This is a genomic window from Flavobacterium sp. 245 (assembly GCF_004362055.1).
GTDB lineage: Bacteria > Bacteroidota > Bacteroidia > Flavobacteriales > Flavobacteriaceae > Flavobacterium.
Genome location: NZ_SNXB01000001.1, coordinates 314,468 through 330,920 on the forward strand (window position 1 = coordinate 314,468; position 16,453 = coordinate 330,920).

Annotated in this window: 13 protein-coding genes; 9 read left to right on the forward strand and 4 right to left on the reverse strand. The window is 33.2% G+C overall.

All coding sequences use genetic code 11. The features are described from left to right. Positions 1-71: 71 nt before the first annotated feature. The 5 genes from EV145_RS01340 (at position 72) to EV145_RS01360 (ending at position 5,354) form a co-directional block, all read left to right on the forward strand. Positions 72-2,501 carry an ABC transporter permease gene (locus EV145_RS01340; protein ID WP_133523445.1) on the forward strand — a complete coding sequence of 810 codons (2,430 nt, stop codon included), beginning with the start codon at positions 72-74 and terminating at the stop codon, positions 2,499-2,501. 297 nt (positions 2,502-2,798) lie between these two features. Next, positions 2,799-3,932 (forward strand): Mrp/NBP35 family ATP-binding protein, encoded by a 1,134-nt coding sequence (locus tag EV145_RS01345; RefSeq protein WP_133523446.1) that lies wholly within the window; start codon positions 2,799-2,801, stop codon positions 3,930-3,932. A gap of 110 nt (positions 3,933-4,042) precedes the next feature. Beyond that, entirely contained in the window at positions 4,043-4,282 is a 240-nt protein-coding gene (locus EV145_RS01350) for a NifU family protein (RefSeq protein WP_026727037.1), read from the forward strand. Positions 4,283-4,495: 213 nt separating this feature from the next. Beyond that, complete coding sequence (locus EV145_RS01355; RefSeq protein ID WP_133523447.1) at positions 4,496-4,975, forward strand: hypothetical protein; 480 nt, start codon at positions 4,496-4,498, stop codon at positions 4,973-4,975. 61 nt (positions 4,976-5,036) lie between these two features. Continuing rightward, entirely contained in the window at positions 5,037-5,354 is a 318-nt protein-coding gene (locus tag EV145_RS01360) for a 2Fe-2S iron-sulfur cluster-binding protein (RefSeq protein ID WP_047777672.1), read from the forward strand. Positions 5,355-5,493: 139 nt separating this feature from the next. On the opposite strand, the gene EV145_RS01365 is transcribed toward EV145_RS01360, so the two are convergent. The 3 genes from EV145_RS01365 to EV145_RS01375 form a co-directional block, all read right to left on the reverse strand. After that, complete coding sequence (locus EV145_RS01365) at positions 5,494-6,483, reverse strand: aspartate-semialdehyde dehydrogenase (RefSeq protein ID WP_133523448.1); 990 nt, start codon at positions 6,481-6,483, stop codon at positions 5,494-5,496. A 176-nt stretch (positions 6,484-6,659) separates the two neighbouring features. Further along, positions 6,660-7,034, reverse strand: a complete 375-nt coding sequence (gene mscL, locus EV145_RS01370) for a large conductance mechanosensitive channel protein MscL (protein ID WP_132990564.1) — start codon at positions 7,032-7,034, stop codon at positions 6,660-6,662. A 68-nt stretch (positions 7,035-7,102) separates the two neighbouring features. Next, positions 7,103-9,574 carry a bifunctional UDP-N-acetylmuramoyl-tripeptide:D-alanyl-D-alanine ligase/alanine racemase gene (locus EV145_RS01375; protein WP_133523449.1) on the reverse strand — a complete coding sequence of 824 codons (2,472 nt, stop codon included), beginning with the start codon at positions 9,572-9,574 and terminating at the stop codon, positions 7,103-7,105. A gap of 275 nt (positions 9,575-9,849) precedes the next feature. Between EV145_RS01375 and EV145_RS01380 the strand changes: the two genes are divergently transcribed. After that, positions 9,850-10,455 carry a hypothetical protein gene (locus tag EV145_RS01380; RefSeq protein ID WP_243739186.1) on the forward strand — a complete coding sequence of 202 codons (606 nt, stop codon included), beginning with the start codon at positions 9,850-9,852 and terminating at the stop codon, positions 10,453-10,455. On the opposite strand, the gene EV145_RS01385 is transcribed toward EV145_RS01380, so the two are convergent. After that, the gene (locus EV145_RS01385; RefSeq protein WP_243739187.1) at positions 10,450-11,184 is read right to left on the reverse strand and encodes a porin family protein; all 735 of its coding nucleotides are present in this window, start codon (positions 11,182-11,184) and stop codon (positions 10,450-10,452) included. The two genes, EV145_RS01380 and EV145_RS01385, sit on opposite strands and share 6 nt — an antisense overlap. A 193-nt stretch (positions 11,185-11,377) precedes the next feature. On the opposite strand from EV145_RS01385, the gene EV145_RS01390 reads away from it, so the two are divergent. The 3 genes from EV145_RS01390 (at position 11,378) to EV145_RS01400 (ending at position 16,371) form a co-directional block, all read left to right on the forward strand. After that, positions 11,378-11,731, forward strand: a complete 354-nt coding sequence (locus EV145_RS01390) for a hypothetical protein (protein ID WP_133523450.1) — start codon at positions 11,378-11,380, stop codon at positions 11,729-11,731. A 158-nt stretch (positions 11,732-11,889) separates the two neighbouring features. Further along, positions 11,890-14,097 (forward strand): TonB-dependent receptor, encoded by a 2,208-nt coding sequence (locus EV145_RS01395; RefSeq protein WP_133523451.1) that lies wholly within the window; start codon positions 11,890-11,892, stop codon positions 14,095-14,097. A gap of 165 nt (positions 14,098-14,262) precedes the next feature. Beyond that, positions 14,263-16,371, forward strand: coding sequence for a prolyl oligopeptidase family serine peptidase (locus EV145_RS01400; RefSeq protein WP_133523452.1), 2,109 nt, complete (start codon positions 14,263-14,265; stop codon positions 16,369-16,371). Positions 16,372-16,453 lie beyond the last annotated feature (82 nt).

A 16,453-nucleotide genomic window follows, 5' to 3' on the forward strand; every position in this document is an offset into this window, starting at 1 on the left:
GCAAAATATGGGCTTTGATTTAAAAAACTAATCGGGTTGCAAAACCTAAATAACTACAAAACACAAATACCATGATTTCTAACTGGTTTAAAATATTTATTTATCATTTAAAGCAAAACAAACTGTTTTCGTTTTTGAATGTTTTAGGATTAAGCATTGGGGTTGCCGGAGTGATTTTTGCGATTTTATATTGGAACAATGAACACGCTTATGATCAATGGAATCCGGAAAAAGAAAATGTTTATCAAGTTTTGAACAAAATTGGAGGTACCGGAGATACATGGGCTACCAATTCAATTCCGTTTGGCGAAACCTGTAAAGCAACAATTCCTGAAATTGAGTCTCTTTCTTTCTTAAATATTTGGTACAATGAAGCACCTATAAAATATAAGAATCAAAAACTGATGGATAAAAAGATCACTGTTGCTGACAATGGTTTTTTTGATGCCTTCCCATTTCCTATAGTTAAAGGAGCTAAAACAAATATATTAAAAGAAAAAAATAGTGTTGCTTTATCGGAGGAAGCTGCAAGATTACTTTTTAAAGATGAAGATCCAATTGGTAAATCCATCAATTACAATAGTAAATTTTATATTGTAAAGTCTGTCTATCATTTAATTAAACCATCATCTATAGAGCCAAATTACGTTTTTGGAGGCGTAAAACGTGAACAAGACGAAAACAGCTGGGGAAATTTTAATTATGGTATGATAATCAAAATTAAAAAAGGTTCAAATCCTGCAGCCGTTTTAAAGAAAATGCAAAATGTAAATTTTGTCAACAGAACTATGAAGGATGCAAAGGAAAGCGGCCTGACTCCGGAACAATATGTAAAAGAAAACGGTGAAACAACCGTAATTATAGATCAGCTGCAAACGGCACGTTTACATGGAACAAAATCTTCGGGAGGCCGAAATTTACCGGAAGGTAAAGGTAATCTGCAGTTGCTTTATATTATGGCAGGTTTATCCATTCTAATCTTGACTCTATCTTTGGTAAATTACATCAATTTAGCCACTGCTTCTGCCATAAAACGAGCCAAAGAAGTTGGAGTACGTAAAATTGTCGGGGCTTCAAAAAATCAGATTGTTACGCAATTTATCTTCGAAACTGCTATAGTTGTAATTTTAGGGATCATTTTTGCATTGGCAATAGTCGAACTTGCATTGCCTTACTATAATTCTTTTTTGAATAAAACTTTAACCATGAATGGTGGTGAATTTTACCTGCAGCTCATTTTTATATTTGGATTAGTAATCATTCTTGCAGGTATTTTTCCAGCCATTTATATTTCAAATTTTGAAACTTTGAAAGTTTTAAAAGGTAATTTTTCCAGAAGTAAAAGTGGTATCTGGATTCGGAATTCAATGCTTATTTTTCAATTTGGAATCGCCGCATTTTTCATCATTGGAGCGTTAATTGTGAATTCGCAAGTAGATTACATGATGAATAAAGACCTCGGTTTTAGTGGCAATCAGATTATTAGAATTCCATACAATCTTCCTGATTTTCGTACTAAAACAGATAAATATCAGACAGCAAAACAAGAAATCAAAAAGATTCAGGGCGTACAGGACGTGACAACTTTTGCCGGATCCTTTGGTTACAGTACCAATTCAAGCTCAGGATTTACACATAATGGCGTTTTTGTGCAGCCTCGAAATGTCGAAATGGATTTTGGTTTTCTTGAAATGATGAAAATTAAAATTGTAAAGGGCCGCGATTTATCGCCTCAATTTGCTTCTGACACTATAAGCAACTGGTTAATTAACGAAACACTGGCTAAAACATTACATCTTAAAAATCCAATCAATACCATTATCACATCTGGTTGGGGAGATGAAAAAGGAAACATGAAATTTAAAATCGTGGGTATTGTAAAAGATTTTCACATTACAGGTTTGCAAAATAAAGTGCCTCCAATGGTTTTCATTAACCTTAAGACTTTAAAATGGAATAATTTTGACAATCTTTTTATTAAAGTTTCTCCGGAAAATTTAAGCGAAACTTTGTCCAAATTAAAGACTTATTGGGAGAAAAACGTGAATCCTGATTATCCATTTGAATACGAATTTGTAAATAAAGGTTTTGCAAAAACTTACGAGGAACAAGTAAAACAAAAAGATGTTTTCTTTATTTTAAATCTCATCGTAATTATTATTGCAATTTTTGGGTTATTCGCTTTAGCGTCATTTTCAATGGAAAGAAGACTAAAAGAAATCGCCATCAGAAAAACGCTAGGTGCCGAAACTGATGTTTTGCTTAAAGAATTATCTAAACAATACATTATTTTCTGTTTAATGGGATTTGCAGTCGGAATTGTACCGGCTTATATTTTATTACAAAAATGGCTTGAAGATTTTGCTTTCAGAATTAATATTTCTGTTATGCCATTTTCGATATCACTAATTTCATTACTGGCATTAACTTTGATGATTGTCTTGGCAAAAGCATATCAAGTAACTAAAATTGATATTCTTAAATATTTAAAATACGAATAACTTGTAGACCATTTTTTTAGAAACCCGCCAAATTAAAATCTTGGCGGGTTTCTTTTTGTCTTTTTTCAGCTTAAATTTTCATTTTTTTTGTCTAAAAATTACCTTTTCCTGCTTTACTTTTTAAAATCACTTCAAAAAAAATGCAACGCTATCGTTTTGAATAATTTCGATATCAATAAATACGATTCAAAAAAAGTAAGAATCCGAACTTAATCTGTTATCTTTGCAGTCTGAAACAAGTTTAAATAAACATAGTAGTTAAACATGTCTCATCATTAGAAAACACCTACATTAAAAATGAAATTAGATAGAAAAGAAATTCTTAAAGCTTTAGAAACTATCACTATAGCTGGAGAAGGAAAAAATATGGTTGAAAGCGGTGCAGTTGCTAATGTTATTACATTTGGCGATGAAGTTGTAGTCGATTTATTACTTCATACACCTGCAATGCACATCAAAAAAAGAGCAGAAGATGATATCAAAAAAACGATTCACGAATTGATATCTCCTGAAGCAAAAGTTAAAGTAAACATTAAAGTTGAAGCCAAGGAAAATCCTAATGAAATAAAAGGAAAAGCAATTCCTGGCATCAAAAATATTATTGCCGTTGCTTCTGGAAAAGGAGGAGTTGGTAAATCTACAGTTACAGCAAATCTTGCCGTAACACTAGCAAAAATGGGTTTTTCTGTCGGAATTTTAGATGCTGATATTTATGGCCCTTCAATGCCAATCATGTTTGATGTTGAAAACGAAAAACCAATTTCGGTTACCGTTGACGGAAAATCAAAAATGAAACCAATTGTAAGTTATGAAATTAAAATACTTTCTATCGGTTTCTTTACAGCACCTAGCCAAGCTGTAATCTGGAGAGGCCCAATGGCAGCAAAAGCATTAAACCAAATGATTTTTGATGCAGACTGGGGAGAACTAGATTTCATGTTGCTAGATTTACCTCCAGGAACGGGAGATATTCACCTTTCGATCATGCAATCATTGCCAATTACAGGAGCAGTAGTAGTAAGCACACCTCAGGCTGTTGCTCTTGCAGATGCCAAAAAAGGAGTTGCCATGTTCATGCAGGACAATATCAATGTTCCGGTTTTAGGAATAATTGAAAATATGGCCTACTTTACACCAGAAGAATTACCAGAAAACAAATATTACATCTTTGGTCAGGAAGGAGCAAAAAATCTTGCTGCAGATTTAGATGTACCATTTTTAGGTGAAGTTCCAATTGTTCAGTCTATTCGTGAAGCAGGAGATTACGGTCGTCCAGCAGCTTTGCAGACAGCCTCAGTAATTGAAACTGTTTTTGAAGAAATCACTCGAAATGTTGTACAGGAAACAGTAAACAGAAACGAAAATTTACCAGCAACAGAAGCCATTAAAATTACTACAATGGCAGGATGTTCAGCAGTGAAAAAAAATTAGATAATTGAGATAGAACTAATGAGATAATTTGAAAATTAGATAATTAGATAATTTTGCTCAAAGTGAATTTTCTAATTTTCTAATTGACACATTTTCTAATTGATAAAATTATGACAACAGAAGAATTAACAAATAACGTTTTATTAGCTTTAGACGAAATAAGGCCATTTTTAAAATCTGACGGCGGCGATATTACGCTAATTTCCATAGACGAAGACAAACATGTAAAAGTTCGTCTTGAGGGAGCATGCATTAGCTGCAGCGTAAATCAAATGACTTTAAAAGCAGGAGTAGAAACTACTATTAAAAAGTATGCGCCACAAATTGAAACTGTGGTAAATATCATGTAGTGAATCGTTTTTTACTAGCATTTCTGATTTTTGATTATTAACAAGAATAATATTTCTTTTGAATCTTTTTATTGAATTTCTTAATAAAAAGATTCAAAAAAGTATCAAATATTACAGATTTAATAAAAAACAATACAAAGATTTAAGAGTTTTAGTGACGTCATTTTTACTTATTTAACTTAAATTTGTAAAATAACCCTAAATCTCAAATTTATGAAACACTATTACACTTTATTTTTATTGTTGTTTTTTGTATCTGTAAATTATGCGCAGCAAACACAAACTCTAATTGTGGACAAGGCTTGGGTAAGTGAATCAGAAGAATGGTCAGATTTTAAATTTTCCGGACAAATTGTATTCAATACGAATGCAAACAGTGAAGAAGGTACTTTGAGAATTGGCAATTACGATTTTTTATATGATTTTGCCGAAGGAAAAGCAAAATTTTCAAACAAGTCAACGTACAGCACAGCTGAATTTTCACATCCGAGAAAGCTTTCTGTAACCACAGATAAACAAGGAGTTGTAAATTCAACATATGAAGGAACATTAGTTTTTCAAGGCGATAGAGATTATTATTCTGTAATTGCTGTTGTAACACTGCTAGAAAAAAGCGGTAATATGCTGGGTGTAAAAATGCATCTTAAAGATAATACACAAAAAGAATACGCATTTAGCCTAAAACCAAGTTAAATTGAACATAGGATTTTTTCACGTTATAAAATCCTGACCCTTAAAATTCCAAATAATAAAAATGGATGTATTAATTAAGATTAAAGATCGAGAAGGAGTTATACACGAATTACAGGCTCCAACTGATATGGCAATGAACATAATGGAGTTATGCAAAGCATACGAACTTCCTGTTGAAGGAACTTGCGGAGGAATGGCAATGTGCGCTTCCTGCCAATGTTATGTTCTAAATGATGTTGCATTACCAGAAATGGGAGACGAAGAAGAAGCCATGCTGTCGGAAGCATTTTATGTTAAATCGAACAGCCGTTTAGGATGTCAGATACCAATCACTACAGATTTAGAAGGTCTGGAACTAGAACTGGCTCCAGAATATTAATATCAAGAAAGGCGAGAATCTAAATTCTCGCCTTTTTTATTTCAAATAAATAAACTGTGGGTTTCAATCAAAAAAGCCGTAATTACATTGCTGTAATTACGGCTTTTTCTTTATAACAATTTAATTTAATCTTTCAAATTTATACCAATCCAGCCTGAATTAAATACTCAGCTATTTGGATTGTGTTTGTTGCTGCACCTTTTCTTAAATTGTCAGCAACGATCCACATGTTTAATGTGTTTGGCTGGCTTTCGTCACGACGAATTCTTCCAACAAAAACATCATTTTTACCTTCTGCATATAATGGCATAGGATATGTAAATGTATCTAAATTATCCTGCACCACTACTCCATCAGTATTGTGCAAAATTTCACGAACTTCATTCACCTCAAAATCATTTGTAAACTCAACATTTACAGCTTCGCTATGTCCTCCAACAACTGGAACACGAACTGCAGTAGCCGTAACTCTGATAGTATTGTCACCAAGGATTTTTTGAGTCTCACGAACTAATTTCATTTCCTCTTTAGTGTATCCATTATCTTCAAAACTATCGCAATGTGGGATTGCGTTTCTGTGGATTGGATATTTATAAGCCATATCACCTTGAATTCCAGCGTACTCATTCTCCAACTGTCTAACCGCTTTTACGCCAGTTCCAGTGATTGACTGGTAAGTCGAAACAATAATTCTTTTGATATTGTATTTTCTATGCAAAGGAGCCAAAGCCAATACCATTTGAATAGTAGAACAGTTTGGGTTTGCAATAATTTTATCTTCTTTAGTTAATGATGAAGCATTGATTTCTGGAACAACTAATTTTTTAGTAGGATCCATTCTCCATGCAGATGAGTTGTCAATAACTGTTGTTCCCGCAGCAGCAAATTTTGGAGCCCACTCTAATGATGTATCGCCTCCAGCAGAGAAAACTGCAATATCAGCTTTCATATCAACTGCAGTCTGCATTCCAACAACTTTATATTTTGTTCCTTTATATTCAATTTCTTTCCCTACTGATCTTTCAGATGCAACAGGAATTAATTCTGTAACAGGAAAATTTCTTTCTGCTAAAACTTTAAGCATTACTTCGCCAACCATTCCGGTAGCACCTACAACTGCAATTCTCATTTTTATATCTTTAAATAATTCTATAATCAAATTTGTACTGCAAAAATAAGTATAATAAAAGTCTCCGCAACGCACTTCACAAAAAATAACAAAATGTTATAAAACAAACATTTTGTAAAAAAAACCGCCTCTTTAGAAGGCGGTTAAGTTAGACTTAGTGTAGCGGTATTATATTTTTATTTATTTTTTAATAAATCTCTAATTTGTGTAAGCAATTCTTCTTGAGTTGGCCCAGCTGGTGGCGCAGGAGCTTCTTCTTTTTTAAGTTTGTTCACTCCTTTAATAACTAAGAATAAAACAAAAGCGACAATAATAAAGTTAATTACTGCCGACAGAAAAAGACCGTATTTTACACCGCCAAAAGCTGTAAGATCTTGAATTTTTTCTAAATGCGCAGCTTCTAAAGCCGGTTTTAATACAAGTGGCGTAATTACATCTTCAATAAATGAACTTACAATTTTACCAAATGCTGCTCCAATAATTACTGCAACAGCAAGATCAACCACGTTGCCTTTTATTGCAAATGCCTTAAATTCTGAAAAAAATCCCATATCGTATCTATTTACATTTATAATAAGTGAATACCGAAAATACGTAATTTTCTTGAAATTTTTTAAAATTATCTAAAAAATACCCGTTTAACGCGCTGCGAAATACTCGTCATAATTTCATAGGGAATTGTTTTTAGCGCTTCAGCCATTTCAATAACAGTTGGGCTTTCGCCGAAAATAATAACCGAATCCCCTTCTTTACAATCAATATGACTCACATCAACCATCAGCATATCCATACACACACTTCCTACGATTTTGGCTTTTTGATTTTTGATTGTAACAAAACCAACTTCATTTCCCCATAATCTCGAGATTCCGTCGGCATAACCTATTGGTATTGTTGCAATTTTTGTTTCTTTTTCAGCCATGAAACGACGTCCGTAACCTACGCTGTCACCACTTGGAATGGTACGAACCTGAGAAATAATCGATTTTAAGGTTCCAACATTCTCCAAATATTTTTGTTCTGCCGGATCATTTGAAACACCGTACAGACCAATTCCCAAACGAACCATATTGTATTGTGCATTAGGAAAATTGCTGATTCCCGAAGTATTCAAAATGTGACGAATTGGATTTATATTTAATTCCGTCATTAATTTTGAAGACAATTTTTCAAATAAATGAATCTGTTTTTCGACAAAACCAAAATGTTTTGGATCATCGCTTGTTGCCAAATGTGATAAAATACTTTGAACGCGAACGCTTGAATTGTTTTTTAAAGTCTCTATTAACTCATCAATTGTATTTTCTTCAAAACCTAAACGATGCATTCCCGTATCCACTTTAATATGAATTGGAAAATCTTTTAAATTCTTTTCTTTGGCAATTTTCAAAAAGGCATTTAAACCTTTTAAACTGTAAATTTCGGGCTCCAGTTTATATTGTATGATTGATGGAAAACTTGTCGATTCTGGATTCAAAACCATAATAGGCAATTTGATGCCACCATTTTTCAGTGAAATTCCTTCATCGGCGAAAGCCACACCTAAATAATCCGTTTTATGATGTTCCAATAGTTTAGCGATTTCCAAACCTCCATTTCCATAACCAAAAGCTTTCACCATTACCATGATTTTGACATCATCGGCCAGTTTAGCTTTGTAGTAATTTAAGTTATGACTAATAGAATCCAGATTTATTTCGAGAACCGTTTCATGTGTTTTTTCTTCGAGCATTGAGACAATTTCTTCAAATTGAAAAGATCTTGCACCTTTAATTAAAATGGTTTCATTACTAAAATTCAGGCTTTCAAATGCTGCAATAAATGAAGCAGTGTCCTGAAATGCAACGCAGTTGGAGAACTTAGATGCAAAAGAAGAAATTGTTGGGCCAATGCCAATTACACGGTTGATTTTATTATCAGAAATAAGCTGAGAAACTTTAGAATACAATTCTTCATTAGAAAAACCGCTTTGAAAAATATCCGACAGAATAACTGTTTTTGTAGCGTTCTTTTTTTGCTGGCTTTCTAAGAAATCCAAAGCAATTTTAAGCGACTGAAAATCGGAGCTGTAACTGTCGTCAATAATACTGCAATTATTAATTCCGTTTTTAACTTCCAAACGCATCTGTACCGGATACAACATTTGCATACGATTTTGAATGGTTTTAGAATCGTATTTAAAATAAAGCAAAACCAATAAACAGGAAATGGTATTTTCTATCGAAGCCGAATCACTAAATGGAATTTCTAAATCAAAAATTTCGTTTTTATATTGGTATTGAATATTGGTAATTTCGTTTTTAGTTTCTTTTTTCAGAATAAAAACATCCGCATTTTTATCTGTAAAACTCCAAGAAAACAGTTTTCTCGGATGCATCATATATTCAGCCGTAAATTGCGACATACAGGAATCGACAATTTCATTTTTTTGATAAATAATAAGGGGGCATTCTTTAAACAAAAGCAGTTTTTCATCTATCTTTTGTACTAAATTTAAAAATCCTTCATCATGTGCAGTGCCAATGTTCGTTAAAACACCAATATTTGGCTTGATGATTTTTTCAAGCTTTTCCATTTCATTTACAGTAGAAATACCAGCTTCAAAAATACCTAAATTGTGTTTTTCATTTATCGCAATTACAGAAAGCGGTACACCAACTTGCGAGTTGTAGCTTTTTGGGCTTCTGATAATATTATAATCTGGGCTAAGCAAGAAATTAAGCCACTCTTTTACAATCGTTTTTCCGTTGCTTCCGGTTAATCCAATAACAGGAAAATCAAATAAATTGCGGTAATAAGCAGCAAATTGCTGTAAAGCATTTAAAGTGTTTTTGACCACCAAAAAATTAGCTTTGTCCTTAACATTTTCAGGAATATACTGAACAACAAAATTTTGAACACCTTTTTCAATAAGTTCTGGAATATACAAATGAGCATCGTTGTTAACGCCGGACAAGGCAATAAACAACGTTTTAGAACCGTTTTGCAGTGAACGGCTGTCGATTGAAATATGATCTACAAAAATATCCGTTTCTGTTGCACCATTTTGAGCGTTAAGAACCGGAATTATGTTTTTTAAGTTGATGCTCATTTAAAAATTCTTTTTGTCAAATTTAAAAAAAGGTTTGCCACGAATTACACGAATATCTGCTAATTTATTTTTAGTTTGAAAAGAAATTTTGCCACGAATTACGCTAATTTTCACAAATTAATGATTTTTATAATTGAGCCTAAATATATTGGCAAATGGTAATCGTTCAATTATGATCAAAAAATAAAACAAATAAAAATTCGTGGAAATTAGTGCAATTCGTGGCTAAATACAATATTTGCTTATATTTGTTCAACACCACAAATTACAATGTTTTGAAAAAAATACTTCCACTATTCTCCTATATCTTACATCCGATTTTTATCTCGATGTATGCCACTTTATTTTATCTTTTTTGCAAAGAAGACGCTTTTACTAATCAAGAAAAATACTTTGTTTTATTCCAAATTCTAATCATCACGATTTTAGTTCCGGTTTTATTTTTTCTTTTGCTAAAATCGACCGGTCATGTAAGTTCTATTATGGTTCATGAAACTTCGCAACGAAAAATTCCTTTGCTGTTGCAGTGTTTTTTATATATTTTATTGGTAAAACGAAGCATTATTATTACTCGTTATCCTGAACTGCATTTCTTTTTTCTCGGTGCATTGTTCACATCGATTTTAGCCTTAGTTTGTTCTTTATTTAAAATGAAACCAAGTCTCCATGTGGCAGCAATAAGCGGATTTGCCATTTTTGTAATTGGGCTGAATATTCACTTGCAAATGCAGAACCCCTATTGGACAGCTCTTTTAATTTTATTAACTGGCATTGTAGCCTCTTCCCGAATGGAAATGCAGGCACATACGTCTAGAGAAATTTTAATTGGGTTATTTATTGGCACATTGCCACAGGTTCTTTTTATCTATTTGTGGCTATAAAATGTAAAAAATAAGCCCAATATTCATTGCCTTCATATTGACTTTTTCACCCGAAATTGTCGAAACTGAATTGAACAAAGGATTTAAGCCGTAATAGGCATAAACATTCCAAGTATTGTAACCTGTTGCCAGATAAATTCCGTATTGAAATGTATTGACATCTGGATTATTGACAATTTTATACGTGTTTTCACCATCGTCTAGAATTGATTTACTGGAGAAAATATAACTCAATTTTACACCTCCGTAAATTCTCCAGAACTTAGTGCTTTCATAAGTTGAATTTCTCCATCTGAATTCTATAGGAAGATCGACAGAATATTGTCTATATCGGTTTGAAACAAATTCACCATAATCATTTACGCCATAAATTACAGCGCCGTTTGCATCTTCAGAAACAGTGAAATTCTGATAAAAATTCTGATAACTTAATCCCAATCCGGCAGCAATTGCAATGGTTCTGCTTTTATTGATTGGCATATCGCGCAAAAATCCAGCAGAAATTCCAGCAGAAAATTTATCCTGCTTTAATTTTTCTGGCGTATTCACCAAAAGATTATAGGTCACCGAAAAATAAAACTGATCCTCACGATATAAAGAATCGATTTTAATTACTGGCTTAATTTCGGGCTTCACTTCTTCTTGTGAAAAAACATTCAGAAATGAAACAAAAAACAAACAAGTAAAAAATAATCGCATATCGAATTTTGGTTTTAAATAGGTTTTCAAGTTTTAACGTTTTTTGCAGTGCATTTATTTCACTTACAAATATAATATAATGCCACTTGAAGATGCCGTTTGAAAACAATTATTCTCTTTTTCCGGAAGAATAAAGACATTTGTTGCACTTTTTCCAATAAATCTGCAACAGAAAACAAAAATTGAATCATTTTTTCATTTCGCTTTTATACCTTTGCCTTTCATGAAAAGAAAACAGCTCATATTAAGTGTTTCAATGACGCTGACGATATTGTTCACAATATTGTTTCAGTCCATACACAGTTTTGAGCATATTGTAAAACAGCTTTCAGAAAAGCAGTGTCATCACAGTTATAACGATCCAAGTGGTGAAATAACGCATGAACATCACAATTATGACTTGTGTTACGTTTGTAGTTTTGCTTTTGGAAGTTATACCGTTGCAGAAATTTTTTCATTTCAGTTTCGTACTTTTCATAAAGAAATCCCTTATTTCTTTTCGTTTTCAGAAAATATCAGTTCCTTTTCAGAAAGCGCTTATTTGCTTCGGGGTCCGCCTGCCACTATAGTTTCTTAAATTTCGTTCATTCGAAAAAAATCACATTTCTTTTAATTTAAATTCAAATAACATTGAGTTTCCTAATCCTATTTAAATATTTGGGATTAGAATGCTTTACTGTTCTTTTTGTTTTTTATTCAAAAGGAAAAATCAATTAACTATAGCATCATTGCCAAATGAAAAAATTAATACTTGCCCTAATTTTGGGTTTTTCGAGCGTACTTTCCGCTCAAAATTCGGTTTCAGGAATTGTTACCGACAATCAAAATCAGCCAATGCCAGGCGTTTCTGTATATGCTTCCGAATTACATAAAGGAACAACCACAGACGCAAACGGAAAATATGAATTGAATAATCTTCCAAACGGAAGTTTGCGACTTTCTTTCAATTTTGTTGGTTATGCGAATCAAAATCAGACTATTGCAAAATTAGCAAAAGAAAACACACTGAATATTACGCTTTTAGAATCAATTATGGAAATGGATGAAGTAGTCGTTTCAACTCCATTCAATAAATTGCAGTCACAAAATGTAATGAAAATTGAACACGAAAGCATCAAAACTTTACAGCAAAAAGGAACTTCGACTTTAATTGAAGGTTTAGCGACAATTCCAGGAGTTGCTCAAATTTCGACTGGAACTTCAATTGGTAAACCGGTAATTCGCGGACTTAGTGGGAATCGAGTTTTAGTATATTCACAAGGTGTTCGTATTGAAAATCAACAATTTGGAGACGAGCATGGTTTAGGCTTAAATGATGCCGGAATTGAAAGCGTTGAAGTTATAAAAGGACCAGCTTCATTATTATACGGTTCAGATGCTTTGGGTGGTGTTTTGTATTTTAACCCCGAAAAATTTGCTGACGCAGGTGATTTTAAAGCAAACTTCAGCCAAAAATATTTCACGAATACACAAGGAAGCAATTCCTCTATTGGATTAAAAACTTCTACAGATAATTGGAAATTTTTAGCCCGAGGAAGTTACAACACACATTCTGATTATAAAATTGCCGATGGCGATCGTGTGACAAACTCGCGTTATAATGAAACCGATTTTAAAACCGGAATTGGCTACAGCAATTCTACATTTTCAAGTGTTTTAAGATACAATTACAATAAATTAGATATTGGAATTCCAGAAGATGGAATTGCCGAACAGTCGTCAAGCAAAGACACGCAATTTCCTAGACAAGGCATTTTTAATCATTTATTAAGTTTGAACAATGTTGTCTTTTTTGAAAACTCAAAATTAGACCTTGATTTAGGTTACATCGCAAATGACCGAAGCGAATTTGAAGACAGCAATGAAGCTTCATTACACATGAAACTGAATACTTTCAATTATAATGCAAAATATCATTTTCCGAAATTTGGAAAAATTGAAACTATTTTAGGTGTTCAGGGAATGCATCAGACAAATACAAATTCAAGTGAAGAATATTTGATTCCGGATGCTACAACAAATGATTTTGGAGTTTTTGGAACTGCAAATTACGAATGGAACAGCAACGTTTTACAAGCTGGATTACGTTTTGATAATCGAAACATAAACTCTATTGCGCATGGAATTGCAGGCGAAGAAGGTTATTTTCAGGCTTTAGATCGATCTTTTGACAGCTTTAATGCGTCTCTTGGTTACAAAACAAAATTAGCTGAACCGCTGACACTTCGATTAAATGTTGCAACTGGTTTTAGAGCTCCCAACTTAGCTGAATTAACTTCAAACGGTGTTCACGAAGGAACAAACCGTTACGAAATTGGAAATGCAAATTTAAAAACAGAACAAAACGTTCAGACTGATTTAAACTTAGAATATAAAAATTCGCATTTTGAGTTTTTCATCAATGGGTTTTACAATCACGTGAACAATTATATTTACACTTCGCCAACTGGAGAAATTTTAGATAATAATGATGTATTTGCTTATGTTCAAGACAATGCCAAATTATTTGGAGGTGAAGCTGGCTTGCACATTCACCCGCATCCGTTAGACTGGCTTCATTTTGAAACGAGCTTTGAAACCGTAACTGGCAAAAAAGACAATGATGATTATTTGCCTTTAATTCCGGCAAACAACTGGAATAATACACTTAGAACCGAATTCAATATTAAAAACTGGTTAAGCGAAGGTTTTGCTTCTTTGAATGTTTCTTCTACTTTTAACCAAGATAATGTGAGCGGTTTTGAAACAGCTTCTAAAGGTTATACTTTGGTAAACTTAGGTTTTGGAGGTACCGTAAAACTAGGGAAAACTGCTTTTGATGTAAATCTGAATGGAAACAATTTATTTGATAAAAAATATATTGCACACCTTTCAAGATTAAAAACAGACGGTATTCCTAATATTGGAAGAAACATCGTTTTGGGCGTTAATTTCAATTTATAATTTTTGTTTAACCGCAAAGCGCGCAAAGAATTTCGCAATGTTCGCAAAGTTTTAAAATTCTTTGCGACTTCGCGTCTTTGCGAGATTAATATTGCGTGCTTTGCGGTTAAATACTCTCAACTCTCACAAAAAATGCTATTTTTGTTAAAACCGACAAACCTAAATATGAAAAAAACATTTTTACTAATGGCAATTACAACTGCAGGAATTTCATTTGGACAAAATAAAATTCAATATCCGCAAACAAAAAAAGGCGAAACTGTCGATGTGTATTTTGACACAAAAGTAAGCGATCCATATCGCTGGCTTGAAGACGACAAATCTGCTGAAACTGGAGCCTGGGTTAAGGCCGAAAACGAAGTTACGTATGCTTATTTAGATAAAATTCCGTTTCGTGAAGAACTTAAAAAACGAATGGAAACATTGTGGAACTTTGAAAAAATAGGCGCTCCATCTCAAGAAGGAAAATTCACTTATTTTACTAAAAATAATGGACTTCAAAATCAATCTGTTGTTTATAGAAAAGACCAAAATGGGAAAGAAGAAGTTTTCCTTGATCCGAATACTTTTTCTAAAGACGGAACAACTTCTCTTGGTGGTTTAGATTTTTCTAAAGATGGTTCAAAAGCTGCTTACTCAATTTCTGAAGGCGGAAGCGACTGGAGAAAAGTAATTATTATTGATGCCGTTTCTAAAAAAGTACTGGAAGACACTTTAGTTGATGTGAAGTTCAGCGGTATTTCGTGGCACGGAAATGAAGGTTTCTATTATTCTAGTTATGATAAACCAAAAGGAAGCGAATTATCTGCAAAAACAGACCAGCACAAATTGTATTTCCATAAACTTGGAACTTCTCAAAAAGAGGATAAAGTCATTTTTGGTGCCGATCAAAAAAGAAGATACGTTGGTGGTTATCTAACTGAAGACAATCACTATTTAGTAATTTCTGCTGCCAATTCTACTTACGGAAATGAATTATACATTAAAGACTTAACCAAACCAAACAGCCCAATTGTTACTATAGTAGACAACTTTAACAGCGACAATAGTGTTATAGAAAATGAAGGAACCAAGTTGTTTATCGATACTGATTTAAATGCTCCTAACAAACGTATCGTTACAGTTGATGCAAATAATCCAAAACCGGAAAACTGGAAAGATTTTATCAAAGAGACTGAAAATGTGCTTACGACTTCAACAGGTGCAGGATACTTTTTTGCTAACTATACAAAAGATGCCGTTTCATTTTTACAGCAATATGATTACAGTGGAAAATTAGTTCGTGAAATTAAACTTCCGGCTATTGGAACTGCTAGCGGATTTGGCGGAAAAAAGAATGAAAAAATCTTGTATTACAGTTTCACCAATTATACAACACCAAGCAGTATTTACTCATTTGAGCCAAAATCTGGAAAATCTGAAATTTATCAGAAACCAAAAGTGGACTTCAAAAGCGAAGATTACGAATCAAAACAAGTTTTCTACGCTTCAAAAGATGGCACAAAAGTTCCGATGATTATTACCTATAAAAAAGGAACAAAATTAGACGGTAAAAATCCAACTATACTTTACGGTTACGGCGGATTCAACATAAGTTTGACACCAAGTTTCAGCATTTCAAATGCGGTTTGGATGGAAAACGGAGGTATTTATGCAGTTGCCAACTTAAGAGGCGGTGGTGAATACGGAAAAAAATGGCATAATGCTGGAACTAAGCAGCAAAAACAAAATGTATTTGATGATTTTATCGCTGCAGCAGAATATTTAATTGCACAAAAATATACCTCATCAGATTATTTAGCAATCCGCGGAGGATCTAACGGAGGATTATTAGTAGGCGCAACAATGACACAGCGTCCTGATTTAATGAAAGTCGCATTGCCAGCTGTTGGAGTTATGGACATGTTGCGTTACAACGCTTTTACCGCGGGTGCAGGATGGGCTTTTGATTATGGAACATCGCAAGACAGCAAAGAAATGTTTGAATACTTAAAAGGATATTCACCTGTTCATAACGTTAAGCAGGGCACACATTATCCAGCAACTATGGTGACAACTGGAGATCATGATGATCGTGTAGTTCCGGCACACAGCTTTAAATTTGCTTCAGAATTACAGGAAAAACAAGCAGGAGAAAATCCTGTTTTAATTAGAATTGATGTTAAAGCTGGTCACGGTGCAGGAAAATCTGTTGCCGCTACAATTCAAGAAAATGTAGATATTCAGGCTTTCACACTTTATAACATGGGCTTTAAAGCTTTGCCTAAAAAGTAAGATTTTAAAAACTTAATTTTAGTCGCCAATTCACGAATCATTTTATGAATTGGCGGCTATTTTTTTTGCCAGAGATTAGAGG